Genomic DNA, 26,749 nt, shown 5'->3' with positions numbered 1-26,749 from the left:
AACTCAATAATTTCCTTGAAAAATAAGTAGATAGAATGGAACTTACCAAAAACAGCGAACTGATTAAACATTATCGCCTTGTGGAAGGTTTCCGCATCATGATTTCCAACTGAGAAGCGTTAAGTTTTTTTGTGTATAGGCGTGGCGATATGCCTACTATTCAGTGTAACACTCATGATTTTACTCCTAAAACAGGGCGTAACCGCAAGGCGTATTTATGCGGTGATTACTTATCTTTTAACCTTATCCATCAGACTAGACAATGCACCAAGATTAGTGGAAGCCTCTGTCGAAGCTGAAGGATATTGAGGAAAAAAAGGGGGAAATGTAAGGACGGCATAATCAACGCAATGACTTTATGAACAAATATTATCTGTTTAATATCTCATAGTAAGTCCATTGTGTAAAAATAAAATCTGAAATCTAGCCTTTTTATACTTTATTTTTACGTACTTATACCCAAACCTGAGAAATTTAGGGGATTTTCCATGACCACCTTCTTCCGGCAAACCGCCCAAGCCATGATTGCCAAACACATCGACCGTTTCCCACTATTGAAATTAGATCAGGTGATTGATTGGCAACCGATCGAACAATACCTAAATCGTCAAAGAACCCGTTACCTTCGAGACCACCGCGGCCACCCCGCCTATCCCCTGTTGTCCATGTTCAAAGCCATCCTGCTCGGACAATGGTACAGCCTCTCCGATCCGGAACTCGAACACAGCCTCATCACCCGCATTGATTTCAACCTGTTTTGCCGTTTTGACGAACTGAGCATCCCCGATTACAGCACCTTATGCCGCTACCGCAACTGGCTGGCGCAAGACAACACCCTGTCCGAACTGTTGGAACTGATTAACCGACAATTGACCGAAAAAGGCTTAAAAGTAGAGAAAGCATCCGCCGCCGTCGTTGACGCCACCATTATTCAGACCGCCGGCAGCAAACAACGCCAGGCCATAGAAGTCGATGAAGAAGGACAAGTCAGCGGCCAAACCACACCGAGTAAGGACAAAGATGCCCGTTGGACAAAGAAAAACGGCCTCTACAAACTCGGCTACAAACAACATACCCGTACCGATGAGGAAGGCTATATCGAGAAACTGCACATTACCCCCGCCAATGCCCATGAGTGCAAACACCTGTCGCCTTTGTTGGAAGGACTGCCCAAAGGTACGACCGTCTATGCCGACAAAGGCTATGACAGTGAGGAAAACCGGCAACATCTGGAAGAGTATCGGCTACAGGACGGCATTATGCGCAAAGCCCACCGCAAACATCCGCTGTCGGAAGCGCAAACCAAACGCAACCGATATTTGTCGAAGACCCGTTATGTAGTCGAACAAAGCTTCGGTACGTTACACCGTAAATTCCGCTATGCCCGGGCAGCCTATTTTGGTCTGCTCAAAGTGAGTGCGCAAAGCCATCTGAAGGCGATGTGTTTGAACCTGTTGAAAGCGGCCAACAGGCTAAGTGTGCCTGTTGCTGCCTAAAAGGTGGCCCGGATGCCTGATTATCAGGTATCTGGGGAGAATTAAGGGGGTATTTGGGTAAAATTAGGAGTGATTTGTGGCGAAAACAGCTGAAAACCTGTGTTTGGGGTTTTGGTTGTTGAGGGAAGGCTTTTTTGCAAAGGTCTCAGGCCGTCTGAAAAGCCGTTTCCCATGACGGCGCGCACAATCTCCGCTATCAGGGAAAACAGCGGCACCAGCGCGACAAACGCCGTGACCATGCCGATAGCAAAGAGTTTTTCCGACAGCTTTTCCAAAGGCTTCGCCCGCCGCACCGACACGGCAGGTCGTGCGGTGCGGGCTTGGCGGTTTTTCGTTTTGCGTTTGTTCACGGGCTGTCTCCGCTTTTGAGGATGTTGTCTATGGCCTGTTGCGGGTAGCTCATGGTTTTCCTTTAAACGGTTTTACGCGTCAATGTTCTGCGCGATCAGGGCGTTGTTTTCGATGAAGGCGTGGCGGGGTTCGACTTCGTCGCCCATCAAAACCGCCGGTTTCCTATCCGCGCCCGATTGTTCTAATCAGTTCGTTCAAACTGTCAAGCTGCTGCTTTTGCCAAGTGATCAGTTTTTCTTTTTCCATCAATATGGCCTGCAAATAGCCGTTTTGCTGCTTCAACTTTTCGATTTCGATCACATACCGCTCCTGCGATGCGTAATAGTTGGCGGAGTTGGTGCTGTTTTCCATATTCAGAAACACCAGATTTTTCTCAACCGTGAGCAGATCCACCACGTCCATGCCCAACACATCGGCGATTTTTTCCAGCTTGTCCATCTGCAAACCCACCTCCCCGCGCTCGATTTTCTCATAGCCGTTGACCGACATCTGCAACTGCTCGGCCATGTTTTCCTGCGAGAAGTTTTTCAACTCGCGAATCTTACGTACTTTTTCATGAACTTTCATCCAGCCTCCTTATTGGTTGGTATTGCCGATACTACGGGTTGGTGTTATCGGCATGGGTGGAAGTTTATCATACAGAGTTCCTGCACTATACGAAAAATTTTGTTAAAAGGTTTAATTTCAAATGGGAAAAATAAAATTGATCAGCGTTGCGGCAGCTTCTGTTTTTGCACTGAATGCGTGCGACATCGGCGGAGGTAAAGTTGCCTGTTCGAATGAAAATGGTATTCAGGTTCTGCGCAGTTTGGTTGGGGAAGAAATTGAAAAATCTTTAAAAAATCAAGGGTTGTTTGATTTGGCCAATATCAGAGCATCAATTGCCGCTTTGCCGATGAGTTTTGAGGAAATCCGCACCTCCAAAGAAGACCCAAACAGTACGAAAGTTTTTTGTCAGGCTACATTCCGCATCACACCATCAGTAGAAACTGTGAAAGATGCCGAAACGGTGTTGAAAATCCGTGGCAATGCAGACAGTTTGGAGAATTTCTTGGATTCGTACGCGTTTAAAAAATCTAAGCAGTCGGCTAACGGTTTTGAAGGCACGTTGTTGTACAACTTGCAGCCCAGCGATGATAAGAAAGTGATTTTTGCCGAAATTGAGGCAAATCAGGACAATGTAATTCAAGCACCAACCCAACTGCTTGCTTTGGCCATGTCTAAAAAACAGGCGCAGGAGGAAGAAGCCGAAGCCCAAAGACTACAACAGGAAGAAGAACAGGCTGCAAGAGAGGCTCAAGAGGCGGAATGGCAAAGGCAGGCAGAGTTGGCTGCGGCACAGGAAAAGGAAGCCGAAGCACGTGTTGCGCAGGCCAAGTCATTGGCGAAGCTGTCTGATGACAAACTGAATTTGGTTTGGAATGGTTTGGATAAGGAAGTAAGGCAGGAAATTTTACCGTTGCAAAGAGCGTGGCTTAAAGAACGCGAAAACAAATGTAAGGCCGAGTCGCTGAGTGAGGCTGATAAAAATGAACAGACTGTCCGTTTTCATCAGTGTTATGCGCGGATGACGGGTGAGCGTACTCAATTTTTATCAAACTGATTAAGGGGTATCATATGAAGAAATTATTGCTTTATTGTCTGGTATTGACGCTGACGGCTTGCGAATCTGTGCAACCTTACGTTAATGCTTATTTGGATGATTTGAATCAAAAGCTGCAACAGGGTACGGCAACCCAGCAAACCGTATCCCTGCTTAATTCTCCTTATTTTATTCAGGAAAAAACACAGGCCGATGTAAACCGACTGTTGGATAAAGCCCGGCCGGAAAAAGTGAGTTATTCGGATTGGAGGGGTATCAAACCCGTATTGAGCCGGCTTATCGGTTCTCTTGCCTGTAATGCGAGTTATCAGGATTTGAAGCAAGAAACCCATATTGATTTCAAATGGGTTGCTGATAACGATTATTATGGAGAGCAGGCAACCGTTCCAATTTTGGCTCTGGTTTTTTCTCGAAAAATCAATTCTGAGGAATATATTCAACAGGATTGTTACCATGTTGCTCAGATCCAAGTTGGAAATTATTCAGGATATGTAACTGATGCAACTGTTTATTTTGAAAGTGATAAAGGAAATGTTTTGAGTCATACTGTTAGATTAAGGTTGATTCCTGAAACGGAGCGTTGGATGTATATTGGATACTAATAAGGAGTTTGAAATGAAGAAATTTATTTTATCGGTTGTATTGGGTTGTATGAGTTTAAATGCAGGTGCCTTTGTTAAAAATAACAAAGTGGCAACGGAATTTTGCAGTAATCAAGCAATTGCGTTGATTAACTCTGATCCTAATATCGGGACATATATTGATTCCCAAAAGAATATTACGGTTTGGCTTGGAAAAATTGGGAAGAGTCAGCTAATGTATAAAGGTAAAATTTATGAAATAGGTGGGGAAGTTGTAAGTGGTGGCCATATTGATTGCGGATATAGCATGAAAGTGCAGAGAGGAAAGCGTAAAACCACAGGCTCTATGAATGTAGATTTTTGGAAAGAAGGTGGAAAAATAAAATTTGAGATTTATGAAAGCACAGATGATGTAACTCGTGGAAATGGATAGATATTTTGATACTAGGGGAATTAAATGAATATCAAACAAAACTATGACTGGCTGCGCGACTTTCACGGCTGCGACGGCGGCGACATCGGTTCTCCTGAGAAACCGTCTGTATGGGTATGCGGCATCGAATGGGGCGGCGGGCACACCGTTGAAAACCTGCGGCAGATTGCGGCAGAGCCGTACACAGGCGACACGGAGTTCGGTTATGGAGACTGGCAGGAATGCGTTGCCTATCCTTACAACATCAGCGTCTGCAAACTGTTGTGCGCCTTAAACGGCGGGCAGGTCGAGAATTACCGCAGCTTTGCCGAAGAAGTGCAGCCGTTTGTACACAAAGCGGATTCGGGCTATTTCAAAATGAACCTGTATCCGATTGCGTTTAAAAACACTGATGCCAGCCTTTGGCAGCAGGAGTTTTCCGAGATTACGGGTTTTGCCGACAAGCAGGAATACGTCAATTTCTGCAACAAATACCGCTTTGCCCAAATGAACCAATGGGCGGAACAATACCGCCCGCGCCTGATTATCGGATTCGGCACATCTTACGATAAGGAGTTTAACGTTGCGTTTTCAGACGGCCTTTCAGGTTTTCGTCAGGAAGAAATCGTCGGAAAAAAATTAAAATGGAAGCGCAATCAAAACGACACATTGCTGGCAGTATTGCCGTTCCCAAGCGGTTCTCACGGTTTGAACAGTAACGAATCTTTGCAGAAATTCGGTGAAAGACTGGCGGAGTTGCTGTTCCGTTAATTGAGCAAATTGATGAGTTATTTTTCGGAAAGTTGGATGACAACGAAGAACAATTTAAGCATTTTCTTGTTAGATTAAACAAAGAATAAGAATATTCTTTATGGAGTTGTCAATTTTGATAGCTCCATACTACATTTGAAACTCAAAAATAGAGCATAGCTATAGAACAGAAATTTATTCAAGAGAATTATTTACACCAAAGTATAGAAGCCCTCTGTTTTATTTTCAAAAAGTAAAACAGAGAACATAAATGGTTGGCTCTTGAAAGCAATGTGTAAAAATTTTACGTTAATATTGTAAAATATAATGATATAATTACTATGTTATCGGGGTTATTTTTACGTATTTTTAAGAAAATCATCAATATTTGATTGCAACAAATTGAAATAATTAGAGTTTTATTTTTTCATTCTTTCCTTATATAGAAACAACCATTCTAATTGTTGAGCAACACAAAGGCCGTCTGAAAAATATACTTTCAGACGGCCTTTAAAATGATTTCAAAGAAAATCCTACATTTGCACCGAACCGCTGACGGTCAGGCTGATTTCTTCTGAGCCTGGGGAGGCTGGTATGCCATCTTCTATTCCTGCAGCTACCTCTGCGACAGGGGCTGCCCGCAGCATTTTGGCGTGTGCAAAGTCGCCGCCGACTTGGCGGTTGCCGATATGGCCTAGGTTGAGTTTGACGATTTTGTAGCTGGAGAAGCCGAGCGTTTGGGCGAGGTTTTGGGCGCGGTCTTTGAAGCGCAGGATGACGGCTTTGCTCAGTTGGTCGACGGTTTCTTCACGTTTTTCTTTGGATACGGAAAACGAGGAGCTTTCCAAAACGGCAATATTGATGCTATCGGCAATCAGGCGGTTGAGTGCTTCAAAGTCTTTGCTTTCTACTTTGAAGTAGGCGTGTTCTTCCCAGCCGGTTTGGGTGCGTTTGCCGTTGGTGTATTGATAGCGAGGGGATCCGTTGCGCTCCATCAACTCGGCTTTAAATTTGCTGTTTTGGGAGATTTTGTTGAACTGGTTGAATTTTTTCATGAAGGCTTGGTTGACGGCTTGACGGTCTTTGCCTTCTGCGTTGACGCTGAAATGCGCGGTCATGGTATCCCGTGGCACTTCCATATTCGCGGATTCGGAAAATTCAACGATGTTGTAGTTGAGGCTTTCTGCTGCAACGGGCAGGGAGGCGGCTAGCAGTAGGGTGGTAAGGGTTGGGCGGAGCATTTTGTTTTCCTTGTAATGCGGATTTCAAAAAAGTAATTTAGCATGAAAGATGGAAATGTTGGCTTTGGCAAGCGTAAGGATTTGTCTGGGTTGAGGCCGTCTGAAAAGAAGTTACTTTGTATCCATCAAGCCGACTTCATGGGGATTGAGGCGGGCTTTTTCTTCTTGGCCTAAGCCGACCAATTTCCGCAAGCGGGTCATGTAGGCATTGACGTCAAGGCCCCGTCCGTAGCGTTGTGCTTCCCAGATGGTTTCTGCTAAGGCTTCCATCATATCGTGTTCGGCTTTGACCCAGTCGCCGTTGTAACGGGCGCAAAGTTGTTGGTGGATGGCACGGATGCCCGGGGGCTGGTCGATGGCGCTTTGCTCTTGTAGGGAAAGGTGTAGCGACATGTGCAGGAATGGGTTGCTTTCACCGTCTTCGGGCAGCCATTCTTTATCTAAATATTGTTCGATGTCTTCGAGATAGTGTCCGTATTCGGGATGGGCTTCGATGATGCGCAAAGCTTTTTGTTGCAGGCCGTCTAATTGGATCGGCGCGAGCCTGTGTTGCCAGACGTGGGCAAAGAATCGGCGGACATCGTGGGTGTTTACGTCATACATGATGGGTGTGATTTGATTTTGGGATATGTGATTATATAGCGATTGCGATAAAAAAGGTCGTCTGAAAAATATGTTTTCAGACGACCTTTGTTTTGCAGGGTTTAGCGGCGGTCGATGATTCGGTAATACACTTCGCCGTCTTGGACATAGCCCAATTCGACACGGGCAATTTCGGCAATGGCCTCTTGTCCGTGTGCTAAGTCTTCAACTTCCGCATTGAGGAAATTGTTGCGTAAAGTGAGCGTTTGGTTTTTTTCCTCCTGACGGACGAGCTGCTCCTGCAATTCTTCCGTATGTCCGACGCTGCCTTTACCAAACCAAAGGCTGTACTGACAGCACAAAAGTGCGAAGGTTAAAACAAAAGTTACCCACTTCATACAATCAATATCCTATATTCTGCTTATTTGCCCAGTTGGTAAAATGCGGCTTTGCCAGGGTAGTAAGCGGATTCGGCCAATTCTTCTTCAATGCGCAACAATTGGTTGTATTTCGCCATGCGGTCGGAGCGGGACAGGGAGCCGGTTTTGATTTGCATACAGTTGGTGGCAACTGCCAAGTCGGCAATGGTGCTGTCTTCGGTTTCGCCGGAACGGTGGCTCATTACGCTGGCGTAGCGGTTGCGTTTTGCCAAGTCGACGGCTTGCAGGGTTTCGCTCAATGTACCGATTTGGTTGACTTTGACCAGCAATGCGTTTGCCACGCCTTTTTCAATGCCTTCGGCCAAGATTTTTGGATTGGTTACGAACAAGTCGTCGCCGACCAATTGAACTTTTTTGCCCAATTTTTCGGTCAGCAGTTTCCAGCCTTCCCAGTCGTTTTCGTCCATGCCGTCTTCGATGGAAATGATTGGGAATTCGTTAACCAGGCCTTCCAAGTATTCGGCAAATTCTGCGCTGGTGTAAGAGCGGCCTTCGGCTTCCAAGTGGTATTTGCCGTCTTTGTAGAATTCGCTGGATGCGCAGTCCAGAGCGAACAATACGTCTTCACCTGCTTTGTAGCCGGCGGCTTCTGTGGCTTCCACCATCAGTTGCAGGGCTTCTTTGTGGCTGTTCAGGTTGGGTGCGAAACCACCTTCGTCGCCAACGGTAGTTGGGAAGCCTTTGCCGTCACACAGTTTTTTCAGTGCGTGGAAGATTTCGGCGCCGCAACGCAGAGCTTCGCGGAAAGATTTTGCTCCGACAGGCATGATCATGAATTCTTGGATGTTCAGGCTGTTGTTGGCATGTTCGCCGCCGTTGATAACGTTCATCATCGGAACCGGCAGAGCCATTGGGCCAGCGCCGCCCAAGTAACGATACAGCGGCAGGCCTGCATCTTCAGCGGCCGCGCGTGCTACGGCCATAGAAACGGCCAAAGTAGCATTGGCACCCAAGTTGCCTTTGTTTTCCGTACCGTCCAATTCGATCATGATTTGGTCGATATAAGATTGTTCGTTGGCATCGATACCGATGAGGGCTTGCGCGATTTGGTTGTTGACGTGGTCAACGGCTTTCAATACGCCTTTGCCCAAGTAACGGGATTTGTCGCCGTCACGCAGTTCCAAAGCTTCTTTTTGACCGGTTGATGCGCCGCTTGGTACGGCTGCGCGTCCCATGACGCCGGATTCCAACAATACGTCACACTCTACGGTAGGGTTGCCGCGGGAGTCCAAAATTTCGCGTGCAAAAATATCAACGATTGCGCTCATGAATATCTCCAAATAGGATGGTAAAAGAAAAGTAGCTTTGTTACGTTTCAGACGGCCTTAAGAATGATTGCCAAAGTCTGATGAATGCAGCCATTATACCGTCTTTGCCGGGCATGGCATCGGCGTCGGTATGAAACCGACTGTAAGTTTGTTTCACGTCAATATCGCTCAAACAAACATAAGCCGTATAGTGTAACATTTTTTACCCTTTTTAGGGTGAAAAGCTGATTAAATAAGGCATAAGGCCGTCTGAAAACAAGATTAGCCTTCGCCCAAAATCATCGAGCCTACACCGTCATCGGTCAGCACTTCCAAGAGTAGGGCGTTGGGAACGCGGCCGTCTATGATATGCGTGGCTTTGACGCCGCTTTTGGCGGCTTCGACGGCAGAGGCAATTTTAGGCAGCATACCGCCGTACAGCGTACCGTCTTCAATCAGTTCGTCAATGCGGCTTGGCGTCAGGGTGGTCAATAATTTTCCTTCTTTATCCAGTACGCCGGGGATATTGGTCATCATCAGTAGTTTTTCGGCTTGAAGTTTTTCCGCCAGTTTGCCGGCAACCAAGTCGGCATTGATGTTGAACGCTTCGCCGTTTTGACCTACACCGATGGGTGCGATGACCGGAATGCAGCCGCGTTCGACCAAACCTTCCACCAAACGGGTATCGATATCGGCCACGGTACCGACTTGGCCGATGTCCACGCCTTTTTGTTCGGGCGTGTCGATCAGGAGTTTTTCCGCTTTGATGAAGTGGTTGTCGCGGCCGGTAATGCCGACGGCGCGACCGCCGAAGGTGGTAATCATGGAAACGATTTCTTTATTGACGTGTCCACCCAAAACCATTTCCACAATGTCCATGGTTTCGCTGTCGGTCACGCGCATGCCTTGAACAAATTTTCCTTTTTTGCCGACTTTTTCCAACATCTCATTGATTTGCGGGCCGCCGCCGTGAACGATGACGGGATGAAGACCGATCAGTTTGAGCAGGACGACATCGCGTGCGAAGCCCTCTTTTAAGGCCGACTCGGTCATGGCGTTGCCGCCGTATTTGATGACGATGATGGAGCCGGAAAAACGGCGGATATAAGGTAAAGATTCGGCAAGGACGTGAGCCTTGATGGCAGGGGAGACAGATTGTTGCTGGGTCATGGTTTCAACCTTGTTTCATGATTTCGGCCTTTATCTTAATCCCAAAGGCCGTCTGAAACAATATTTCCAAGCGCTTGAAATCCTGTTAAATCAGTTAAATGGTTGAAACCAGCCTCATGCAAACGGTAAAATGACGGTTTGCTTCGGCCTCTTCGCCGATTACTAAGGATACCCATGATGAAAATCAGCACCCAATTCGATGCCGGTTCGGTTGTTGTCAAAGACTTGAGCAACCCTGCCGATATCCGTCTCGTCCTGCGTCCCGACAATGCTTCGGAGTTTGCCCAATGGTTTTACTTCCGTTTGCAGGGTGCGGCCTATCAAAACTGCGTGATGCATTTTGAAAATGCGGCAGACGCTGCGTATCCTTTGGGCTGGGAGGACTATCAGGCTTGCGCCTCGTACGACCGCCAAAATTGGTTCCGCGTGCCGACCAGCTACGAAAACGGCGTGTTGACCATCAACCATACGCCTTTGTCCAACAGCGTTTACTACGCTTATTTCGAGCCTTATTCCAACGAGCAGCATTTGAACCTTTTGGGCGATGCTCAGGGCAGCGGTTTGTGCCGTATCGACGATTTGGGTAGTACCGTTCAAGGCCGAGACATCAATCTTCTGACCATCGGCAACCAAGTCGAAAGCGACATGAAAGTCTGGATTATCGCCCGTCAGCATCCGGGTGAAACCATGGCGGAATGGTTTGTCGAAGGTTTGCTGGGCCGCCTGCTTGATCCGCAAGATCCGACCGCGCGCATGCTGCTTGACCGTGCGACTTTCTACATTGTGCCGAATATGAATCCGGACGGTTCGGTTTTGGGTAATCTGCGCACCAATGCCGCCGGTGCCAACCTCAACCGCGAATGGGAAAACCCGACTTTGGAGCGAAGCCCCGAAGTCTTTACCGTCCGCGAAAAAATGATGGAAACCGGCGTGGATTTGTTCTTGGATATTCACGGCGATGAAGGTCTGCCGTTTGTCTTTGTGGCCGGTACCGAAGGCGTGCCGAACTACAACGAGCGCATCGAAGCCTTGGAAGACCAATTCAAACTCGCGTTGCTCAATGCCAGCCCAGATTTCCAAGACGATTACGGCTATGACAAAGATGCGCCGGGTCAGTCAAACATGACTTTGGCGACCAACTGGGTCGGCAATCATTTCAACTGCCTTGCCTATACTTTGGAAATGCCGTTTAAAGACAATGCCAATCTGCCGGACGATGATTTCGGCTGGAACGGCCAACGCTCGCTGCGCTTGGGCGAGGCAATGTTATCTGCTATTTTGAATGTGGTTGACGATTTGCGTTAAACCATCCGACACCGCATACAGGCCGTCTGAAAGTTCAGGCTTTCAGACGGCCTTTGAGATAAGGAACACACATTATGATGATACATCCCCAGTTTGATCCGGTGCTGATCAGCATCGGCCCGCTTGCCATCCGTTGGTATGCCTTGAGCTATATTATCGGCTTTATCCTGTTTACGATTTTGGGCCGCCGCCGTATCGCGCAGGGCAATTCTGTGTTTACCAAAGAAACACTCGACGATTTCCTGACTTGGGGTATCTTGGGCGTGATCTTGGGCGGCCGTATCGGCTACGTTTTGTTTTATAAATTTTCCGACTATCTGGCCAACCCGTTGGATATTTTCAAAGTTTGGGAAGGCGGTATGTCGTTTCACGGCGGCTTCTTGGGCGTGGTCGTTGCCATGTGGCTGTTTGGCCGCAAGCATAACATCAGTATTTTAAAATTGATGGATACCGTTGCACCGCTCGTACCGCTGGGCTTGGCTTCCGGCCGTATCGGCAACTTTATCAACGGCGAACTTTGGGGACGCGTGACCGAACTCAATGCTTTCTGGGCAATGGGTTTCCCGCAAGCGCGTTACGAAGATGCGGAAGCTGCAGCGCACAATCCTTTGTGGGCCGAATGGCTGCAACAATACGGTATGCTGCCGCGCCACCCGTCTCAGCTTTACCAGTTTGCCCTTGAAGGCATTTGCCTGTTTGTCATCGTTTGGATTTTCTCGAAAAAACCGCGTCCGGCCGGTCAAACGGCGGCATTGTTCTTGGGCGGTTACGGTTTGTTCCGCTTTATTGCCGAATTTGCCCGCCAGCCTGACGACTATCTCGGACTGTTGACCTTGGGTTTGTCTATGGGTCAATGGTTGAGCGTGCCGATGATTGTATTGGGTGCGATTGGTTTTGTTTGGTTTGGCCGTAAAAACAGCGTTGCCAAAGCATAAATAAAACAATAAATAAAGGCCGTCTGAAAAGGTTTTCAGACGGCCTTTTTATCGCTTCAAGCAAACAGATTTCGGGTTTAACCGAAAAAGCCCATTTTAACTTGAATGAGTTTTTCCAACTCCGGCAGGACGCGGCGGCGTGAGACGAAGAAGATAATGTGGTCGCCGTCTTGGAGGATGGTTTCGGTGTGGTGTCCCATGATGACCTCGCCGGTTGCGCCGCGGACGATGGCGGCGATGTAGCAGTCGCTTGGCCATTTGATGCCGCTGATGCGGCGACCGACGATGGCGGAAGTGTTTTTGTCGCCGTGTACCACCACTTCAATAGCTTCGGCTGTACCGCGGCGCAAAGGATGGACGGCAACGACGTCGCCACGGCGGATGTGGGCGAGGATGGAGCCGATGGTAATCAGGTGGGGGGAAACGACGATATCGATTTTGTTGCCTTCGAGCAAATCGACGTAGCTTGAGCGGTTGACGATGGTGATTACGCGTTTGGCACCAAGGTTTTTCGCCAGCAGGCTGGACATGATGTTGTTTTCGTCGTCGTTGGTCAGCGCGCAGAAGACGTCGATTTCGTCGATGTATTCTTCGTCCAGCAGGGTTTCATCGGTGGCGGAACCTTGCAGGACGAGGGTGTTGTCCAGATTCTCGGCCAGCCATTCGGCGCGGTGGGGTTTGTATTCGATGATTTTGATGTCGTATTTGGATTCGAGCTGTTTGGCGAGGCGGTAGCCGATGTTACCGCCGCCGGCAATCATGATGCGGCGGGTACGCGCTTCTTTCGGACGCAATTCGCGCATGATGGCTTCAACGCTGTTGATGTCGGCAGCAAATAGGACTTCATCGCCTTCGATGATGACGGTTTGCGGCGTTGGGACGATCAGGCGGTTGTTGCGGTAGATGGCGCAGATTTGGCAGTCCGCACCTTCGAGCAGGTGTTGGTTGATATCGGCAATTTCACGCCCGATCAGCAAACCGCCTTTGCGTGCTTGAACAATTACCATGCGGACTTGGTCGTTGGCAAAGCTGAGTACTTGCAATGCGCTGGTGTAGCTGAGCAGTCCGACAAGTTGTTCGGTAACCAGTTGTTCGGGGCTGATGGTTTCCGTAATGCCGAAGATATTGAGGCTGCCTTCTTCGGGTTTGTCGCTGCCGGCAACCGGATATTCGAGGTATTCACTTGAGCGTACGCGTGCGATGCGACTGGGGATATTGAACAGGTCGGCGGCGATTTTGGAGGCAACGATGTTGGTTTCGTCACTGCGGGTCAGGGCAAGCAGGAGGTCGGAGTCAGCCGCACCTGCCTGTTCGAGGGTAAAGGGCGATGCGCCGTTGCCGACGATGGTTTGGACATCGAGGCGACTGCTGATACGGTTGAGCGCTTTTTCGTCGATGTCGATGATGGTAACGTCGTTGCTGGGAACAGAGGCGAGGTTTTGGGCGACGGTCGAGCCGACTTGGCCGCTGCCGAGAATAAGTATTTTCACGGTAATCGAGTGTGTTCGGTAAAAATGAAATTGTAACAAAAGGCCGTCTGAAATTGGAGTTTCAGACGGCCTGAATTTTCTTTCTTAATCAGCTAAAGAGTTACCAGTAGCCCAAGGCTTTCCACCATAAGATGCCGACAGTGCTGAAAATCAGGATTTCGACCACGCTCATGATGAAGCCGGCTTTCCACCATTCGGTCATGGTTACATAGTTGGAGCCGTAAATGACAGGTGCAGAACCGGTGGCGTAGTGGGTCAGCGACATCATGATGCCGGTAACGGCTGCCATAATCAGGGCAAACAGCATCGGTGGTGCGCCCAAGGCCAAGCCTGCGCCGTAGAATGCGCCGAACATGGCGGTAACGTGTGCCGTACCGCTGGCGAAAACGTAGTGGGCGTAGAGGTAGGCCAGCATCAACATGGCACAACCGGCTTCCCAACCCAAACCCATGTGGGCGATACCGCTTTGCATGGAGTCGGACAACCAACTGATGAGGCCCAGTTTGTTGAGGAAGTTTGCCATCATAACCAAGGCCGCAAACCAAACGATGGTATCCCACGCGCTTTTTTCTTTCAGCGCATCTTCCCAAGTCAGTACGCCGGTTAAAAGACACAGGCTCAAGCCGAGGAAGGTGGTGGCGGTAGCATCAACTTTCACACCGAACAGCATCTCGGGAATACCAGCCCACAACAGCAGCAGAACCAAGAAAATACCCAGCATGATTTTTTCTTCACGCTTCATCGGCCCCATGGCAGCCAAATGCTCTTTTGCCAATGCAGTGGCGTTAGGGGTTTGTTTGATTTCAGGCGGATACAGGAAGTACAGCACCAGCGGCATCAGTAGCATAGCAAGCAGGCCGGGTACGATCATTGCCAAGAACCAAGTACCCCAAGAGAGTTGGATTTGCGAATTGGTGGCTTTGGCAACCAATTCGACTACCAGCGGATTGGGTGCGGTGGCAGTGATAAAAATCAGACAGGTAATTACGTTGGAGTGGAAGTTGACCAGTGAAAGGTATTTACCGATTTTACCTTCCGTACCTTTTTCAGGGTCAGAGTCGAAGCTCAGGGCAATGGATTTCATAATCGGATGTACGATGGCACCGCCGCGCGCGGTGTTGCTCGGCGTTACTGGACCGATGACCAAGTCCGCCAAAGCCAAGCTGTAACCTACGCCCAGCGTGCGTTTGCCGAAAAGGGAGATCAGCAGGTAGCCGATACGCATCCCTAAGCCGGTTTTCAACAAACCGCGCGAGATGATGATGGCGATACCGATCATCCAGATGAGCGAGTTGTTGAGGCTGCTCAGAGCGTCTTTGGTTGCGTCGGCGGCTTTTTCGTTGGTCACACCGGTCAGTGCAACCAAGGTAATGCCCAAAATCGCCATTGCGCCGATAGGCATGGCTTTGCCGATGATGCCGGCGATGATGCCGACAAATAATGCCAAAAGATGCCATGCGTCAGGTGATACGCCTTGAGGAACGGGGATAACGAACCAGATAAGCAGCGTCAGCACAAGTGCGACCGCAGCAGGAATTGGCTTGAAGCCCATGTTGAATCTCCTAATTTGAGGATTGAAGTATTGGGAAATCGGTTTTCAGACGGCCTGAGTGTTGCTGAAGCCTGTCTGAACGTATTTTGGTAGGTTCGGAAGGTATTTTTCTTATTAGGTTTCTCTTCAATTTTGGGAAGAAGAGAAAGGGAGTCGGGTATCGTTTTTCAGACGGCCTTTACAGAACAGGCCGTCTGAAACCCTGTATCGGATTAATCCTGCTCCGCCGACAGGCCGTATTCTTCGGGGAAGGTACGCAGCGAGCTTTGCAACACGGTAACCGCGCCGTCAATCAAACCGCAACGGCCGCTTCGTGGCAGCAGTTGGCACAGGCTTTGTAAGGCGCGCAGGTCGTCGGGAGTGCCGATGCCGGTGTCCACGCGGTTGAGCAGGCGGGAAAGCTGGAATGTGCCGCCTTTGCAAGGTGGGCATTGACCGCATGAGTTGGAAGCGAAAAATTCCACATATTCGGCCACTTTACGCACCACGCTGGTGCCTTCGGAAATCACAATCATCGCGCCGGTACCGAGGCTGGATTTGCGTTCGCGTACGGAAACGAAGTCCAAAGGCACATCCAAATCTTTGACGGTCAAAAGCGTATTTGACGGGCCGCCGGTAAATACGGCTTTAAACGTACGGCCTTCAAGCATACCGCCGCCGTGATCGTAAATCAGTGATTGCAGGGTCGTGCCCATTGGCAGTTCGTACAGCCCCGGATTCAATACGTCGCCGGAGAGTGAGTAGAGTTTTGTGCCTGCGGCATCGCCCAAACCCAAAGATTTGTACCATTCCGCGCCTTTGGCAAGGATTTGCGGAATATTGGCGAAGGTTTCGGTATTGTTGATAAGGGTCGGCTCACCGTTGACACCGCTTTCGGCAGGGAAAGGCGGCTTGCGGCGAGGGAAGGGGAAACCGCCTTCCAGCCATGAAATCACGGCAGTTTCTTCGCCGCCGATGTAGCGGCCTGAAGTTTCAACCAGCTGCAAATCCAAAGATTTACCCAAGTAGTTTTCAATGCGGATAAACAAATCGCTGTTTTTCCATTGCTCGATGGCCGGTGTGATGGAAGCGATGGATTCGGTTTGATGCGGGTTGATGTACAAAATCGCTTTGTTGGCGCGGCAGGCAACGGCGGCAATCAGGACGCCTTCGATGACTTGGTGCGGCGTATTTGCCAATAGTACGCGGTCTTTAAATGTACCCGGTTCGTCTTCGTTGGCATTGCAGACAACGTATTTGTCGCCATTTTTGCTTTGGGCGGCAACGGCGGCCTCCCATTTGCGCCAAGTCGGGAAACCTGCACCGCCCATACCGCAAAGATTGGCATCTTGCAGTTTGGAAACAATGCTTTGAGGATCGGCAAGCGCGGCCAGCAGGCCTTCGCCGCCGCCGACTTTGCGCCAAGCGGCTAAATCTGCGCCGACTTGGCGGGAAGGATGCAGTAAGTTTTGATTAGCTTGATTCATGATTGTTGCTCCTGCAAACCGGCGTGTTCGCGCAAATCGAATTTGCCGTAGTCGGGATATAAAACGGGGGCTTTGATGTCGCTGGTCAGACCGGCGCGGGTCATTTCGCGTTGCAGGTCGTGGACGTGTCCGACACCGCCGCGTACTTTTTTCAGCGGCAGGCCGCAATTTGCCGCGGCTTTACCGGCACGGCGGCCGAAGCTGATGATGTCCAAAAGCGCGTTGCCCATCAGGCGGTTGCGGCCGTGAATGCCGCCGGTTACTTCTCCGGCGCAATAGAGGCCTTCGACGCAGGTTGCGCCGTCGCCGTTGATTTCGATACCGCCGTTCTGATAGTGCAGTGTCGGATGAATCATGACCGGTTCAACAGCAGGGTCAATGCCGCATTTGTGGGCAACGTGGCCGAGTGTTACCAAACGGTTCAATACGTCAGGGTCGTTAGCAATCAGGCGCGGTGTGTCGAGGAATACGCCGACTTGTCCGTCGCGTACCACGCCGCGGCCTTCGCGGCATTCGCGCAGAATCGCAGCGGCAACAACGTCGCGCGGTTGCAATTCGTCAACGAAACGTTCGCCCAAACCGTTGACCAGTTTGGTGCCTGCGGAGCGCACGGCTTCGGAAATCAGCGCGCCTGCCAAGTGTGGAGGGTGGGCAACGCCGGTTGGGTGGTATTGGAAAGAATCGACATCGCGCAGTTTGGCGCCGATACGGTAAGCCATTACCAGGCCGTCTGCAGTCGCGCCATAGTGGTTAGAAGTAGCGAAACCTTGCAAGTGCAAACGTCCGCTGCCGCCGGTTGCCAAGATCACGGCTTTGGCGTGAACCAATACCAAAGAGCGTTTTTCCAAATCGTACAAAATCGCGCCGACGCAGCGGCCGTGTTCGTCTGATAATAATTCGATGGCTGGGTGGCGGTTGAGCTGGGTAATGTTTTCGTCGAGCTCGACTGCCTCGCGCAGTACGCGCATCATTTCGAGGCCGGTAAAGTCGCGGTAGCTCAAAATACGCGGTACGGTCGTACCGCCTGCGCGTTTGCGGCTCAACATGCCGTTGCTGTCCGCGCCTTTGGCAAGGTCGAAAGTCATGCCCAAACCGATCAGCCAGCGGATGGCGGACGGCGCGTCGGTAACCATTTGCGCCACCAATTCTTTTTTGCCTGCGTTGTGGCCGCCTTTGATGGTGTCGTCAAAGTGTTGTTGCAGGCTGTCTTCCGCGCCGACCGCTGCCTGAATGCCGCCTTCGGCCATCACGGTATTGCTGTCGCCGATACGCAGCTTGTTCGCCATAATGACGCGTGCGCCTGCTTCAGTCGCAGACAATGCCACAGCCGCGCCTGCACCACCTCCACCAATGACCAATACGTCAGTGTTCAAGTGTTCTGCGCCTGATAAATTATAGTCGTCAATCAGAGGCTGACTGATTAAGAGTTTGGCCAAATCAGGATGGCAGTAATCGCCTTGGTTTGGGCCGATAGGCAGTTTCACACGGGCATTTGCCTGATAGTCAGGGTGAAATTGGCTCAGTAATTCGTTCTTTTCAGGTAAATCACCACGAAGCTCCAATGAGGACGCACGCAGGTTGGCAAGGGCAGTTTCGTAGTCTATACCTTGGATTTTGTTAACCATTACACTGACTCCTCTTCAAATTCGACTTTCATTTTGCCGCTGTCGATTTCGCGCAGGCGGCGCATCAAATCCACAGGGCGCAACGTACGCGCCGCTTTCATACGGCGGGCGAACAGGCCCAAGTGGTTTGGACGGATGTGTTCGGGGCAGGAGAGGGTGCAGAGGTTGCACATCACACATTGGTCAAAGGTCAGCGCAGCCGCGCCGAAATCGCCGGAAACTACCTGCGCCACGCCGTTTTCCACTTGCAAACCTTTAGGACAGGCACGATTACAGCCGCCGCAATGACGGCAGTTTTGCGCTTCAGGAAAGGCTTTGGCGGTATCGTCCAACCAGTTCCAGCCATCACCAATCTCGCCGACGTCGTAATATTGGATATGCTCGGGAATAAAGTAATCCAAGAAGCTGACCTGCATGCCTTCTTCAACTTTGGTTTCGCATGCCAGTGCAGTGGTGACTTCGCGCTCGCCTTCTTTACGAATCATACAGCGGCAGGAACCGCATACGCCTTGACCCATACAGCCGACATTGGCAGTAATCGCATTGCCTGAACGGGCATAGGCTTGGATGATTGACGAGTCGGCGGAAGCTTTGACTTCATGGCCGTCTATGGTCAGGGTTAACAAATTTTCACTCATGGTTTGTTCCTGTGAAATTGGAAGTTGGGATAGTGGCTATTTGATTAATTGTATTTTTATTACATATATTGTACGTGAGGAAATATCCAAGTCATTTACTCAGAAATTCTTTTAAAATCAATATTTATCTTTATGAGTCGAAGTGTATCAGAATTTAGTAGTTTTGAAGATAGGAGCAATCTAAGGTTTCATAGAGGAAAGATTGTAAACAAAATATGCCTATTATTTAGACAAAATTATTATTTTCATTTGATTTTAAAGGTAAAATAAAATTACTTTTTTAGTATAAATTTTAAAAAACTCGTCTATCTACTAGTAAAAATCATTATTATATATCAGATAATTTTGCATAGATTGTTGTATATATTGAATAATATTTAGGTATATAAGCAAGTTAAAAGATTGTTATAAAATTTCAGAAAATCAAACAAGTTTGATATCAGTCAAGAAGATTGAGGGAGAAAATGACACGGATTTTACAATTGTGTATTGTATTGGAGAATAAGAAAGGCCGTCTGAAATTTAGGTAGTTTCCTTTTAAATACAGGATACTAAATTTTTTCTCAGATACTTAAGGCAAGCATTTTCAGATGGCCTTGGAATAAGATTATCATTTAAAAATAATGTAATTTTATTTCTATGTAAGTGAGTGGTCAGTGGATATAGATTATCAATAACCAAGTGATTTAATGCGATATTAAATTCTATTTAAATCAATAAGGTATGAAAATGATATTGTCTGGGTCATTCATTTGAAAGCACTATTACATTATTGAAGGCCGTCTGAAAGAATCGGTCTCTTAAGAAATAAACAAACCCTCCCTACCATGACTCCCGAAAAGGAACACAATCATGACCGTCATCAAGCAAGAAGACTTTATCCAAAGTATTTTCGACGCTTTCCAATTCATCAGCTACTACCATCCTAAAGACTACATTCAGGCTTTATACAAGGCTTACCAAAAAGAAGAAAACCCTGCCGCCAAAGATGCGATGGCGCAGATTTTGGTCAATAGCCGTATGTGTGCTGAAGGCCATCGTCCGATTTGTCAGGATACTGGTATTGCGACCGTATTCTTGAAAGTGGGCATGGATGTACAGTGGGATGCCGAGATGAGCGTACAGGAAATGGTTAACGAAGGCGTACGCCGTGCATACACCTATCCTGACAACAAACTGCGCGCCTCTGTATTGGCCGACCCGGCTGGAAAACGTCAAAATACCAAAGACAATACCCCTGCCGTTGTACATATGGAAATCGTAAAAGGCGACAAAGTCGAAGTCACTTGCGCAGCCAAAGGCGGCGGTTCTGAAAACAAAACCAAAGTTGCCATGCTCAACCCTTCAGACAATATCGTTGATTGGGTATTGAAAACCGTTCCTCAAATGGGTGCCGGCTGGTGTCCTCCGGGCATCTTGGGTATCGGTATCGGCGGTACGCCTGAAAAAGCAGTGCTGATGGCCAAAGAAAGCCTGATGAGCCATATCGATATTCAGGAACTCAAAGAAAAAGCCGATTCAGGTGCAGAATTGTCTACAACCGAAGCCCTGCGTTTGGAACTCTACAAAAAAGTAAATGCCTTGGGTATCGGCGCACAAGGTTTGGGCGGTTTGAGCACCGTGCTGGATGTCAAAATCCTTGACTACCCAACCCACGCGGCTTCCAAACCGATTGCCATGATTCCAAACTGCGCGGCAACCCGCCACATCGAATTTGAATTGGATGGCTCAGGCCCGGCCAAACTGGAAGCCCCATCTTTGGAAGACTGGCCGGATCTGACTTACAGCCCTGACAACGGCAAACGTGTCGATGTCAACAATCTGACCAAAGAAGAAGTGGCTACATGGAAAACCGGTGACGTATTGTTGCTGAACGGTAAAATCCTGACCGGCCGCGATGCCGCGCACAAACGTTTGGTTGACATGCTCAACAAAGGCGAAGAATTGCCGGTAGATTTCACCAACAAACTGATTTACTACGTTGGCCCGGTTGATCCAGTCCGTGACGAAGTTGTTGGCCCGGCCGGTCCGACTACTTCCACCCGTATGGATAAATTTACCCGCCAAATGCTGGAACAAACCGGCCTCTTGGGTATGATCGGTAAATCCGAGCGCGGCGCAGCAACTTGCCAAGCCATTGCCGATAACAAAGCCGTTTACTTGATGGCTGTCGGCGGCGCGGCATATCTGGTTGCCAAAGCCATTAAAGCGTCTAAAGTCTTGGCGTTCCCAGAATTGGGCATGGAAGCGATTTACGAATTTGAAGTCAAAGACATGCCTGTTACCGTTGCGGTAGATAGTAACGGCGAATCGGTTCACGCCATTGCGCCAAAACAATGGCAGGCTAAAATCGGTATTATTCCGGTTGAAGCTTGATATTTGCCTGGATAATCAAAGGCCGTCTGAACGGTTTCAGACGGCCTTTTTTTGCTTACAAATAATTTAAATGTTTTCAAACGAGTAAATTTCCTTTTCTAAAAAGCACTTGTCAAAATCAGCGTTTGAAACTAAAATTCACAGCTTATCAAGTCGGAGTGTGGCGCAGTCTGGTAGCGCACTTGCATGGGGTGCAAGGGGTCGAAGGTTCGAATCCTTTCACTCCGACCAAAGAATTGGAAAGAGCCGTTTTAAAAACGGCTCTTTTTTCGTTTGGATGATTTATCTGAATAATGTGTCCAAATAGATTTTAAAACTTAATACCAATGCCGTCTGAAACAAAACCTGCTTTCTCAAAAGCAGGTTTTGTTGTTTATAAAGCAGGCTATTCGGCACTATCTTTCAGCGTATCTTTATAAGTATAAAGATAAGATGCGCCGACAAAGGATGCGCCACCGACGACATTGCCTAGGAATACGGGAATCATATTGAAGAAAAACTGCCCCCAAGTGATGTTTGCGCCTGCCAGAATACCCGCTGGGATAACGAACATATTGGCGACAAGGTGTTGGAAGCCGTTTAATACGAAAATCATGACGGGGAACCAAATGGCCAGCATTCGTCCGGTTGTGTTTTTAGCGGCAAAGTGCAGCCACGCGCCCATGCAGACCATCCAGTTACATGCGACCGCCGATACAAAAGCGCGGCCGAAATCCATATGGACTTTTGCTTCCGCCACAGCAATGGTTTTTTCTGCCACGCTGCCTTCAATCATACCGACATAGTATCCGAGGAAAAAAGCCATTGCCAGCGTGCCCACCAAATTGCCCATGCAAACGATAACCCAGTTGCGCAGCAGCATTTTGGAGGAAATCCGTCCGGCCAATCTGCCTAAAGACATGATCATCATGTTGCTGGTTACCAGCTCGCCGCCGCCAAGCAGGATACAAATCAAGGCGATTGGGAACACGGCGGCACCGAGTAAAGTTGCAACTCCGCCCCATTCATGTGGAATGCCACTGACTACTTTTAAATAGGCAAGATATCCGAAACCGATGTATCCGCCGGCCAAAATGCTCAAGATTACCAGTGTGGGGATGCTGGATTGTGCTTTGGCGCAGCTTTTGTCGAGAACAACCTGTAAAATTTCCTGTGGGTATAAATCGCGCGAAGCCATGATGTTCCTTAAAGTGGATTGAGGAGGAAACGCCATTTCAAAAGTGGCGCAAACTGTCGCGGTAAGGCAGTGTTATAGGGAGCCGGTATACGGTCTTTATCTTATCAATCAGTCTGAATTAAACCTAAAAAACAGATACTTCACCTTGCTTTAGCTCAAAAGAAATATTATTACATTTTGCTTCTGTATGAAAAAAGGCCGTCTGAACGTTGAGGTTTCAGACGGCCTTTTTTTGAATTTTTAAACTTACAAATGTGCCAGCTTTGCATTGCCTTCGCGAGGAATAGGGCGCGGATTGCCTTGTGAATCGATGGCGACGTAAGTGAACACGGCTTCGGTGACCAGTTGGCGGTCTTCCGTTACCATATCGTTCATCAAAGTCTTCACCCACACTTCGATTTTCAGTTGCAAAGAAGTATTGCCGACGCGGACGCAATGACCATAGCAGCATACAACGTTGCCGACCTTTACCGGTCTGATGAAATTCATTTCTTGAACGGCCACGGTTACAATGCGTCCCTGTGCGATTTCTGCCGCCAAAATACCGCCGCCCAAATCCATTTGCGACATAATCCAGCCGCCGAAGATATCCTGATTAGGATTGGTATCGCGCGGCATGGCTACCGTACGCAATAAAAGTTGTCCTTCGGGTGCCGCATGTGTTTGTTTGTTGTCAGCCATAAAAAATCCTGTCAAAAAAGTGCTATTTTACGCCATTTGTGGCGATAAACCTATGTAGGCCGTCTGAAAAATCAGAAGGCAAAGTGTTACAATCAACATATTCATCAGACAAAGGAGAAAGCTTATGCATCCGATTCAAGAACCACGAAATAGCGGCCTTTTGCGCGTATCCGACATTCACGAAATCTACTGGGAAGAATCAGGCAATCCTGATGGCCACCCCGTGATTTTCCTGCATGGCGGCCCCGGAGCAGGGGCGTCACCTGCCTGTCGCGGCTTTTTCAATCCAGAACATTTCCGCATCGTTATTATCGACCAACGCGGTTGCGGACGCTCCAAACCCTATGCCTGTATTGAAGACAACACCACATGGGATTTGGTTGCCGATATTGAAAAAGTACGTGAAATGCTCGGCATTCAAAAATGGCTGGTTTTCGGCGGCTCATGGGGCAGCACCTTGTCGCTGACTTATGCCGAAACCCATCCCGAGCGCGTCAGCGGCTTAGTTTTGCGCGGTATTTTCCTGTGCAGGCCGTCTGAAATGGCATGGTTGAACGAAGCAGGCGGCGTCAGCCAAATTTATCCGGCTCAATGGCAAAAATTCATTGCTCCCGTAGCCGAAAACAAACGCCAAGCCCTAATCCAAGCCTACCATGAAATGCTGTTCAGCGAAGATGAAGCCACGCGCCTCAAAGCGGCTAAATCATGGGCAGACTGGGAAAGCTACCTTATTCAGTTTGAACCTAAAGATGTAGATGAAGATCCGCAAGCCTCTCTTGCCATCGCAAGAATGGAAAACCATTACTTCGTGAACGAAGGCTGGTTACGGGGCGATAAAGCCATCTTGGCAAACATCGACAAAATCCGCCATATCCCAACCATCATAGTCCAAGGCCGCTACGACCTATGCACCCCAATGCAAAGCGCGTGGGAACTCTCGCAAGCCTTTCCTGAAGCAGAATTGAGAATCGTCCAAGCAGGTCACTCTTCTTTTGATCCTTCGCTTTCCGAGGCTTTAGTGAAAGCAGTGGAGGATATTAGAAGCAAGTTATAAAGGTTAATAAATGACAATGCCGTCTGAAAAAGTTTCAGACGGCATTTTTTCTATTTACATATTAAATTTAATATCATATTATCATTGCATCTGTATCAATTTGAATTTTTTAGAATTTCAATATGAAACCCTTAATTTACTACGCCCATTCCGCGCAAGATAAACTCGGTAATCTCTTACCTTACGAACACTGGCAAACCTTGCAAAGTCATTTGGTAAATGTGGGCGAAATGGCGGCGGAGTTTGCGCGAGTATTCGGGGCGCAGGAACAGGCCTGCCAGACGGGAAAGTTGCATGACTTAGGGAAATATTCGGAAGCCTTTAATCAACGATTGCATGGCGGCCCATCAGTCGATCATGCTACCGTTGTAGTCAAAATTGCAAAAATGCTTGCTTTAGAGTGGAGGTCAAAGTATAACCTGTTGTTATCTCACTTAGGCTAGATAACTTTATTAATGAATTAAAAGGCAAAAATAATGGAAACGAAACAAACCAATTCAACCATCAAATCTCGTGCTGCGGTAGCATTCGCTCCAAATCAACCCTTACAAATTGTAGAAATCGACGTAGAAATGCCGCGTAAAGGTGAGGTGTTAATCCGTAATACCCATACTGGCGTGTGCCATACTGATGCGTTTACGTTATCAGGAAGCGATCCAGAAGGCGTATTCCCTGTGGTGCTTGGGCATGAAGGTGCGGGTGTGGTCGTTGCTGTGGGCGAAGGTGTGTCAAGCGTAAAACCGGGTGATCATGTCATTCCTCTTTACACCGCTGAATGTGGCGAATGTGAGTTTTGCCGTTCAGGTAAAACTAACTTGTGCGTCTCAGTGCGTGATACACAAGGTAAAGGTTTAATGCCGGACGGCACAACGCGTTTTTCTTATCAAGGTCAGCCGATTTATCACTATATGGGCTGTTCGACTTTCAGTGAATACTCAGTTGTTGCCGAAGTTTCACTGGCAAAAATCAACCCGGAAGCCAACCATGAACATGTATGTTTGCTCGGCTGCGGCGTTACTACGGGTATTGGTGCGGTACATAACACGGCAAAAGTGCAAGAAGGCGACTCTGTGGCCGTGTTTGGCTTGGGGGCGATTGGTTTGGCTGTGGTGCAAGGTGCGCGTCAAGCCAAAGCCGGTCGTATTATTGCCATTGATACTAATCCTGCAAAATTCGAGTTGGCAAAACAGTTCGGTGCAACGGATTGTTTGAACCCGAACGATTACGATAAACCGATCAAAGATGTGTTGTTAGACATCAATAAATGGGGCATTGACCATACCTTTGAATGTATCGGCAACGTAAATGTAATGCGTCAAGCATTAGAAAGTGCACACCGAGGTTGGGGACAATCCATTATCATCGGCGTAGCGGGTGCAGGACAAGAAATTTCAACTCGTCCGTTCCAGTTGGTCACAGGTCGTGTTTGGAAAGGTACGGCATTTGGTGGCGTGAAAGGCCGCTCTGAACTGCCGAAAATGGTGGAAGATTCAATGAAAGGCGACATCGAGTTAGAACCGTTTGTAACCCACACAATGACGCTCGATCAAATTAATGAAGCCTTTGAGTTAATGCATGAAGGTAAATCGATCCGCGCTGTTATTCATTACTAAGGTACGCGATGAAACTGATTGAACAACATCAAATTTTTGGTGGTTCGCAACAAGTTTGGGCACACCATGCCCAAACGCTTCAGTGCGAAATGAAATTTGCCGTCTATTTGCCGGATAATCAGGAGAATCGACCGCTTGGTGTGATTTATTGGCTTTCCGGTTTGACTTGTACGGAACAAAATTTCATTACCAAATCAGGCTTTCAGCGTTATGCGGCAGAACATCAAGTAATTGTGGTTGCACCTGATACCAGCCCTCGCGGAGAGCAAGTACCGAACGATGCTGCTTACGATTTAGGGCAGGGTGCGGGTTTTTATCTTAATGCGACCGAGCAGCCTTGGGCGACGAATTATCAAATGTATGATTATATTTTGAATGAGTTGCCTAGTCTGATTGAGGAAAATTTTCCTACCAACGGCAAACGTTCGATTATGGGACATTCAATGGGCGGACATGGCGCATTGGTATTGGCATTGCGAAACCGAGAACGTTATCAAAGTGTTTCTGCCTTTTCGCCCATTTTGTCGCCAAGCCTTGTGCCTTGGGGGGAGAAAGCCTTTTCTGCCTATTTAGGAAAAGATCGCGAAAAATGGCAGCAATATGATGCCAACTCGCTCATCCAACAAGGCTATAAAGTGCAAGGTATGCGTATTGATCAGGGCTTGGAAGATGAGTTTTTGCCAACACAATTGCGTACCGAAGATTTTATCGAAACCTGTCGTGCGGCAAATCAACCAGCCGATGTGCGCTTCCACAAAGGCTACGATCATAGCTATTACTTCATCGCCAGTTTTATTGGTGAGCATATTGCCTATCATGCGGTGTTTTTGAAGTAAACCAAAGAAGTGATTCGTGAATCGACCAAACGTTGGTATGAATGTTAATTTTTTATGTTAACGAAAATAAAAAGGCATCAGATTGATGCCTTTTATTTTTATAAATAGTAATAAAAGTACTATTAAAA

26 protein-coding genes, 1 tRNA gene and 1 pseudogene are annotated in these 26,749 nt (G+C 48.3%); 13 read left to right on the top strand and 15 right to left on the bottom strand.

Annotation, left to right across the window (positions count from 1 at the left end; genetic code table 11):
• Positions 1-488: 488 nt before the first annotated feature.
• Complete coding sequence (locus O3681_RS03655) at positions 489-1,496, top strand: IS5 family transposase (protein WP_371459308.1); 1,008 nt, start codon at positions 489-491, stop codon at positions 1,494-1,496.
• A 41-nt stretch (positions 1,497-1,537) separates the two neighbouring features.
• Here O3681_RS03655 and O3681_RS03650 read toward each other — a convergent pair whose 3' ends face one another.
• Together O3681_RS03650 and O3681_RS03645 are read right to left on the bottom strand one after the other, a co-directional pair.
• Positions 1,538-1,846: a hypothetical protein gene (locus O3681_RS03650; RefSeq protein ID WP_371459307.1), complete on the bottom strand. Its 309-nt coding sequence runs from the start codon at positions 1,844-1,846 to the stop codon at positions 1,538-1,540.
• A gap of 163 nt (positions 1,847-2,009) precedes the next feature.
• Entirely contained in the window at positions 2,010-2,414 is a 405-nt protein-coding gene (locus tag O3681_RS03645; protein ID WP_371459306.1) for a helix-turn-helix domain-containing protein, read from the bottom strand.
• A gap of 121 nt (positions 2,415-2,535) precedes the next feature.
• Between O3681_RS03645 and O3681_RS03640 the strand changes: the two genes are divergently transcribed.
• From O3681_RS03640 to O3681_RS03625, 4 genes are read left to right on the top strand one after another with little or no spacing between them, the layout of a single operon-like run.
• A complete protein-coding gene (locus O3681_RS03640; protein ID WP_371459305.1) occupies positions 2,536-3,450 on the top strand; it encodes a hypothetical protein in 915 nt (304 codons plus the stop codon).
• Between the two features lie 14 nt (positions 3,451-3,464).
• Entirely contained in the window at positions 3,465-4,052 is a 588-nt protein-coding gene (locus tag O3681_RS03635; protein WP_016686429.1) for a hypothetical protein, read from the top strand.
• Positions 4,053-4,065: 13 nt separating this feature from the next.
• Complete coding sequence (locus O3681_RS03630) at positions 4,066-4,464, top strand: hypothetical protein (protein ID WP_016686428.1); 399 nt, start codon at positions 4,066-4,068, stop codon at positions 4,462-4,464.
• Positions 4,465-4,488: 24 nt separating this feature from the next.
• Complete coding sequence (locus tag O3681_RS03625) at positions 4,489-5,214, top strand: hypothetical protein (protein WP_371459304.1); 726 nt, start codon at positions 4,489-4,491, stop codon at positions 5,212-5,214.
• A 512-nt stretch (positions 5,215-5,726) separates the two neighbouring features.
• Here the strand turns inward: O3681_RS03625 and O3681_RS03620 are convergent.
• From O3681_RS03620 to argB, 6 genes are all read right to left on the bottom strand, one after another.
• Positions 5,727-6,434, bottom strand: coding sequence for an SIMPL domain-containing protein (locus O3681_RS03620; protein WP_371459303.1), 708 nt, complete (start codon positions 6,432-6,434; stop codon positions 5,727-5,729).
• Positions 6,435-6,545: 111 nt separating this feature from the next.
• Positions 6,546-7,037, bottom strand: a complete 492-nt coding sequence (locus O3681_RS03615) for a DUF1841 family protein (protein ID WP_101755106.1) — start codon at positions 7,035-7,037, stop codon at positions 6,546-6,548.
• A gap of 101 nt (positions 7,038-7,138) precedes the next feature.
• The gene (gene ftsB / locus O3681_RS03610; RefSeq protein ID WP_003679613.1) at positions 7,139-7,414 is read right to left on the bottom strand and encodes a cell division protein FtsB; all 276 of its coding nucleotides are present in this window, start codon (positions 7,412-7,414) and stop codon (positions 7,139-7,141) included.
• 23 nt (positions 7,415-7,437) lie between these two features.
• Positions 7,438-8,724 (bottom strand): phosphopyruvate hydratase, encoded by a 1,287-nt coding sequence (gene eno / locus O3681_RS03605; protein ID WP_371459302.1) that lies wholly within the window; start codon positions 8,722-8,724, stop codon positions 7,438-7,440.
• A 40-nt stretch (positions 8,725-8,764) separates the two neighbouring features.
• Positions 8,765-8,923, bottom strand: a complete 159-nt coding sequence (locus tag O3681_RS03600; protein ID WP_371459301.1) for a hypothetical protein — start codon at positions 8,921-8,923, stop codon at positions 8,765-8,767.
• A 62-nt stretch (positions 8,924-8,985) separates the two neighbouring features.
• Entirely contained in the window at positions 8,986-9,873 is an 888-nt protein-coding gene (gene argB / locus O3681_RS03595) for an acetylglutamate kinase (protein ID WP_371459300.1), read from the bottom strand.
• A 174-nt stretch (positions 9,874-10,047) separates the two neighbouring features.
• Between argB and O3681_RS03590 the strand changes: the two genes are divergently transcribed.
• Positions 10,048-11,178 (top strand): M14-type cytosolic carboxypeptidase, encoded by a 1,131-nt coding sequence (locus O3681_RS03590; protein WP_371459299.1) that lies wholly within the window; start codon positions 10,048-10,050, stop codon positions 11,176-11,178.
• A 74-nt stretch (positions 11,179-11,252) separates the two neighbouring features.
• Positions 11,253-12,113, top strand: a complete 861-nt coding sequence (gene lgt, locus O3681_RS03585) for a prolipoprotein diacylglyceryl transferase (protein WP_371459298.1) — start codon at positions 11,253-11,255, stop codon at positions 12,111-12,113.
• 77 nt (positions 12,114-12,190) lie between these two features.
• On the opposite strand, the gene trkA is transcribed toward lgt, so the two are convergent.
• The 5 genes from trkA to O3681_RS03560 form a co-directional block, all read right to left on the bottom strand.
• Positions 12,191-13,603: a Trk system potassium transporter TrkA gene (gene trkA / locus O3681_RS03580; RefSeq protein ID WP_371459297.1), complete on the bottom strand. Its 1,413-nt coding sequence runs from the start codon at positions 13,601-13,603 to the stop codon at positions 12,191-12,193.
• A 100-nt stretch (positions 13,604-13,703) separates the two neighbouring features.
• Entirely contained in the window at positions 13,704-15,155 is a 1,452-nt protein-coding gene (locus O3681_RS03575; protein ID WP_371459296.1) for a DASS family sodium-coupled anion symporter, read from the bottom strand.
• 212 nt (positions 15,156-15,367) lie between these two features.
• Entirely contained in the window at positions 15,368-16,621 is a 1,254-nt protein-coding gene (locus tag O3681_RS03570; RefSeq protein WP_128580939.1) for an NADH-quinone oxidoreductase subunit F, read from the bottom strand.
• On the bottom strand, positions 16,618-18,246 hold the full coding sequence (locus O3681_RS03565) for an FAD-binding protein (protein ID WP_371459295.1): 1,629 nt from the start codon (positions 18,244-18,246) through the stop codon (positions 16,618-16,620). The genes O3681_RS03570 and O3681_RS03565 overlap by 4 nt, the downstream gene beginning before the upstream one ends.
• Complete coding sequence (locus O3681_RS03560) at positions 18,246-18,884, bottom strand: 2Fe-2S iron-sulfur cluster-binding protein (RefSeq protein ID WP_070608671.1); 639 nt, start codon at positions 18,882-18,884, stop codon at positions 18,246-18,248. The genes O3681_RS03565 and O3681_RS03560 overlap by 1 nt, the downstream gene beginning before the upstream one ends.
• Before the next feature lie 852 nt (positions 18,885-19,736).
• On the opposite strand from O3681_RS03560, the gene O3681_RS03555 reads away from it, so the two are divergent.
• Both O3681_RS03555 and O3681_RS03550 read left to right on the top strand, forming a co-directional pair.
• A complete protein-coding gene (locus O3681_RS03555) occupies positions 19,737-21,260 on the top strand; it encodes a fumarate hydratase (protein ID WP_003746217.1) in 1,524 nt (507 codons plus the stop codon).
• Between the two features lie 154 nt (positions 21,261-21,414).
• A tRNA-Pro gene (locus O3681_RS03550) sits at positions 21,415-21,491 on the top strand.
• 154 nt (positions 21,492-21,645) lie between these two features.
• Here the strand turns inward: O3681_RS03550 and O3681_RS03545 are convergent.
• Positions 21,646-22,437 carry a formate/nitrite transporter family protein gene (locus O3681_RS03545; RefSeq protein ID WP_371459294.1) on the bottom strand — a complete coding sequence of 264 codons (792 nt, stop codon included), beginning with the start codon at positions 22,435-22,437 and terminating at the stop codon, positions 21,646-21,648.
• A 246-nt stretch (positions 22,438-22,683) separates the two neighbouring features.
• Positions 22,684-23,118, bottom strand: coding sequence for an acyl-CoA thioester hydrolase YciA (gene yciA / locus O3681_RS03540; protein WP_063076484.1), 435 nt, complete (start codon positions 23,116-23,118; stop codon positions 22,684-22,686).
• Between the two features lie 124 nt (positions 23,119-23,242).
• Here yciA and pip point away from each other — a divergent pair, with 124 nt between their 5' ends.
• From pip to fghA, 4 genes and pseudogenes are all read left to right on the top strand, one after another.
• Positions 23,243-24,172: a prolyl aminopeptidase gene (gene pip / locus O3681_RS03535; RefSeq protein WP_371459293.1), complete on the top strand. Its 930-nt coding sequence runs from the start codon at positions 23,243-23,245 to the stop codon at positions 24,170-24,172.
• A 122-nt stretch (positions 24,173-24,294) separates the two neighbouring features.
• A pseudogene (locus O3681_RS03530) lies at positions 24,295-24,555 on the top strand (CRISPR-associated helicase/endonuclease Cas3); the annotation flags it as partial.
• A 120-nt stretch (positions 24,556-24,675) separates the two neighbouring features.
• Complete coding sequence (locus O3681_RS03525) at positions 24,676-25,785, top strand: S-(hydroxymethyl)glutathione dehydrogenase/class III alcohol dehydrogenase (RefSeq protein WP_196794543.1); 1,110 nt, start codon at positions 24,676-24,678, stop codon at positions 25,783-25,785.
• A gap of 8 nt (positions 25,786-25,793) precedes the next feature.
• Positions 25,794-26,621: an S-formylglutathione hydrolase gene (fghA, locus tag O3681_RS03520; protein WP_371459292.1), complete on the top strand. Its 828-nt coding sequence runs from the start codon at positions 25,794-25,796 to the stop codon at positions 26,619-26,621.
• Positions 26,622-26,749: the final 128 nt, after the last annotated feature.

The sequence above is a fragment of the Neisseria sp. 27098_8_158 genome (genome assembly GCF_041433145.1).
Classification (GTDB): Bacteria; Pseudomonadota; Gammaproteobacteria; order Burkholderiales; family Neisseriaceae; genus Neisseria; species Neisseria subflava_E.
Note: the sequence above shows the minus strand (reverse complement) of the source record. Positions and strands in the feature narration are given on the sequence as shown.

Coding starts and splice junctions, on each gene's coding strand:
- O3681_RS03655 (WP_371459308.1), top strand. CDS start 489: ATGACCACCTTCTTCCGGCAAACCGCCCAAGCCATGATTGCCAAACAC.
- O3681_RS03645 (WP_371459306.1), bottom strand. CDS start 2,414: ATGAAAGTTCATGAAAAAGTACGTAAGATTCGCGAGTTGAAAAACTTC.
- O3681_RS03640 (WP_371459305.1), top strand. CDS start 2,536: ATGGGAAAAATAAAATTGATCAGCGTTGCGGCAGCTTCTGTTTTTGCA.
- O3681_RS03635 (WP_016686429.1), top strand. CDS start 3,465: ATGAAGAAATTATTGCTTTATTGTCTGGTATTGACGCTGACGGCTTGC.
- O3681_RS03630 (WP_016686428.1), top strand. CDS start 4,066: ATGAAGAAATTTATTTTATCGGTTGTATTGGGTTGTATGAGTTTAAAT.
- O3681_RS03625 (WP_371459304.1), top strand. CDS start 4,489: ATGAATATCAAACAAAACTATGACTGGCTGCGCGACTTTCACGGCTGC.
- O3681_RS03620 (WP_371459303.1), bottom strand. CDS start 6,434: ATGCTCCGCCCAACCCTTACCACCCTACTGCTAGCCGCCTCCCTGCCC.
- O3681_RS03615 (WP_101755106.1), bottom strand. CDS start 7,037: ATGTATGACGTAAACACCCACGATGTCCGCCGATTCTTTGCCCACGTC.
- ftsB (WP_003679613.1), bottom strand. CDS start 7,414: ATGAAGTGGGTAACTTTTGTTTTAACCTTCGCACTTTTGTGCTGTCAG.
- eno (WP_371459302.1), bottom strand. CDS start 8,724: ATGAGCGCAATCGTTGATATTTTTGCACGCGAAATTTTGGACTCCCGC.
- O3681_RS03600 (WP_371459301.1), bottom strand. CDS start 8,923: ATGTTACACTATACGGCTTATGTTTGTTTGAGCGATATTGACGTGAAA.
- argB (WP_371459300.1), bottom strand. CDS start 9,873: ATGACCCAGCAACAATCTGTCTCCCCTGCCATCAAGGCTCACGTCCTT.
- O3681_RS03590 (WP_371459299.1), top strand. CDS start 10,048: ATGATGAAAATCAGCACCCAATTCGATGCCGGTTCGGTTGTTGTCAAA.
- lgt (WP_371459298.1), top strand. CDS start 11,253: ATGATGATACATCCCCAGTTTGATCCGGTGCTGATCAGCATCGGCCCG.
- O3681_RS03575 (WP_371459296.1), bottom strand. CDS start 15,155: ATGGGCTTCAAGCCAATTCCTGCTGCGGTCGCACTTGTGCTGACGCTG.
- O3681_RS03570 (WP_128580939.1), bottom strand. CDS start 16,621: ATGAATCAAGCTAATCAAAACTTACTGCATCCTTCCCGCCAAGTCGGC.
- O3681_RS03565 (WP_371459295.1), bottom strand. CDS start 18,246: ATGGTTAACAAAATCCAAGGTATAGACTACGAAACTGCCCTTGCCAAC.
- O3681_RS03560 (WP_070608671.1), bottom strand. CDS start 18,884: ATGAGTGAAAATTTGTTAACCCTGACCATAGACGGCCATGAAGTCAAA.
- O3681_RS03555 (WP_003746217.1), top strand. CDS start 19,737: ATGACCGTCATCAAGCAAGAAGACTTTATCCAAAGTATTTTCGACGCT.
- O3681_RS03545 (WP_371459294.1), bottom strand. CDS start 22,437: ATGGCTTCGCGCGATTTATACCCACAGGAAATTTTACAGGTTGTTCTC.
- yciA (WP_063076484.1), bottom strand. CDS start 23,118: ATGGCTGACAACAAACAAACACATGCGGCACCCGAAGGACAACTTTTA.
- pip (WP_371459293.1), top strand. CDS start 23,243: ATGCATCCGATTCAAGAACCACGAAATAGCGGCCTTTTGCGCGTATCC.
- fghA (WP_371459292.1), top strand. CDS start 25,794: ATGAAACTGATTGAACAACATCAAATTTTTGGTGGTTCGCAACAAGTT.